Below are 2,666 nucleotides of genomic sequence, written 5' to 3' on the forward strand. Positions count from 1 at the left end.
GCCGCCGGCGGGCGCCAGCCGGTCAGGGCGTCGGCAGTCAGCGCGTGCCGGCCCATCGCCTCGGCGAGGAAGGCGTCGTAGACCTCGGCGGGGGAGCCGTCGTAGAGCGGGTCCACCTCGTTGTGCCACTGGCGGACCCAGGGCATGACTTCGCGCAGGCCGGCGAGCAGCGGGGTGAGCCGGTCCGCGCCCCAGCCGTGGTTGTCCTGCCGCTCGACGATGAGCGTGGCCAGCGCCTGGGCCTGCTCGCGGTGGTCCCAGCCCGCCCAGCCGACGAGCAGCGTCGGGTCGTTGTCGGGGCCGGCCGGCGGGTAGGAGATGAACCGCTCCTTGGGCACGTCCAGCTTCCCGCGGGCCTTCGAGTAGGACGCCTTGCGGAAGTCGGCCGGGGCGTACTTCGGCGGGACGGGAATCGCGTCGCGGATCTTCTTGGCGGCTTCCGCGGTGGGCGCGGCGTCCTCGGCGCGCTGCTGCTCCCATACCGACTCCCAGTCGGCCCGTTTCACCAGGCCGGAGTCCTTGTAGCGCAGGGCTGCGAGGAACGGGACGTGCTCGCTCTCGACGAGGGCGGCGACGACCTTCGCCAGTTCCTCGCCGGGGCGGTAGATCTCGGCGACGGCGACGAAGTCCGCGTCGGCGGCCAGCTCGTCGGCGAGGCGTCCGGTGGTCCACAGCCGGGGCTGGACCATCCCGTCGACGTCGGCGAACCACAGCTCGCGGGCCTCCAGCCGGTCGAGCAGCCAGTCGCGCAGGGCCGCGTCCTGCAGCTTGTCCCAACCCTCGGTGGCCCAGCGGCGCTTGTACTCGGGCCGCTCGATCAGCCCGATGTTCCGGTTGGTCTCGATGACGGCGATCCGCTTCTCCACCAGCGCGCGGTACTCGGCGGGCCAGTGGGCGGGCGGCTCAATGATCGGGGTGGAGCCGTGCCGGGTGAACCACTCGGACGTCTCCTCGCCGCCCGCGATCTTCCGCGCCAGCACGATCTCGAACGCCCGCTCACCCAGCCCGATCTCGGGCACGTCGGTCATCGGCAAGGTCAGCTCGTCGGCGAGCACCCCGTACTGCCGGTACACCTGCCAGTCCAGCTCCTCCTGCAACGCGATCATCCGCGCCCGGGTGGACGCCGACTCGGCCTGCGCCGCGGCGAGCCGGGACCGCGTCGCCACCCCGTCCGCCGCCACCGAGGTCGGGCTCACCGCCGTCAACCGCTGCGCCAGCCCATCCAGTTCCCGCGCCAGCTCCAACGGATACTCCGCCGGCAGCGGAAACTCCTGCAGCTTGGTACCGGTGAACTCGTACCGATGCTCCCATAGCTCATCAGAAATACCCCCACCAATCCCACCGTTCCCCTTGCTCTGACTGACCTGCTTGAGCCAGAAGCACGCCGTCGAGCTGTTCAACACCCCCAACAGCCGCAGATGCTCCTCCTCCGACGCCCCCACCGGCAGCTTAATAACCGGCGCAGTCTGCTTGAATACCTTCCCACCCCGATCGAGCACGAAGTGGTTGTGCGTCGCAACGAAAGCAAAACATATGGTGAGCGGGACTGCGAGCTTCTCGGGGTAGATCTCCTGCCACTCATACCAGCGCATCCCCTTCAAGAGCATGGGGACGCCGAAACGCTTCCTTGCTGAGATTGCTGCTCGAGACCCGGCAAGGAGCGATGAGATGCCCGGAATCTCGACGAGGTCGCTTATCGAGAAATCGTCGCGATAGGGCCAGACTGCGTCATCAAGGTCGGCGAGTGCATAGTCGCGGATCGAGTTGCCAACCACCAGCGGTCGGGTCCGCTCAATTCTGAGCCGACGAGCAGCATGACGGCCGGGCAGAACATAAAGATCGTCCTCGCCCGTGACGGCCGTAATGCCGGCCGACGTCGTGATCGTTTGTAGGCGCGCGGGCGACACCGACTCGATCTGCTCCTGGAAATCAACGGCTCCGCCGCCTCCCAGACTCCAGGGAGGGAGGTTGAAATAGGCGCGTTCAAGATCGACGACACTCACCCACTCGCTCTCCGATCTCGGGACGTCGAGTTGTGTAACGATCGCCTGCCAGACCGCGCCGTGGCTCGCATCCTCAGGGGCCGACGGTTCGCCACGGATACCCAACACCGCGCGGATGGTCGTCCCGCGCTGCCACCGATTTCGCCTGCCGATCATGATTACCGTCGGTGTCCCGTGGCCCGGGATGTAAGCACCCGATGTGTCGATCACGTGGGTCAGCTCGACATGGGAGGCGAAGAAATCCTCGATCAGCTTCTTGCCGAACTCGCGCTTCATGAACGAGTTCGCGGTGATCTGGCCGACGCGGCCCGCACCCCGTCCTTCTAGGTCTGCGGGTTTGGCCAGCTCGAAGAAGCGCTGAGCGAACGGAACCGTCAGCGCGTACTTGCCCGAGCAGGCGCTGTACATCTCGCGGTACAGCTCGTTGAGCTTCTTGTCCTTGACGGTGATGTAGGGCGGGTTACCGACGACGGCGTGGTAGCGGCCCTCCTCGAGGATGCCGGGGTGGTCGGCGAGGTCCTCGGTGGCGTAGGCGAACTCGGCTAGCTCGTCGCGGTCCTCGCCGAACAGGTCGAGTTGGCGGTGTTTGATCAGTGAGTCGCCTACGGCGACGTGCAGCGGGAACGTGTAGCCGGCAGCCGCGTCCAACGTGATCAGCCCAGT

General features: G+C 67.1%; 1 protein-coding gene. It reads right to left on the reverse strand.

Features of this window, described 5'->3' with window-relative positions:
* Positions 1-2,666 (reverse strand): BREX-2 system adenine-specific DNA-methyltransferase PglX (pglX, locus tag U9980_RS27775; protein WP_322770638.1); only part of this gene is annotated, 2,666 nt, incomplete at both ends.

The sequence above is a fragment of the Protofrankia sp. Cr1 genome (assembly GCF_963555865.1).
In the GTDB taxonomy this organism is placed as follows: Bacteria; Actinomycetota; Actinomycetes; order Frankiales; family Frankiaceae; genus Protofrankia.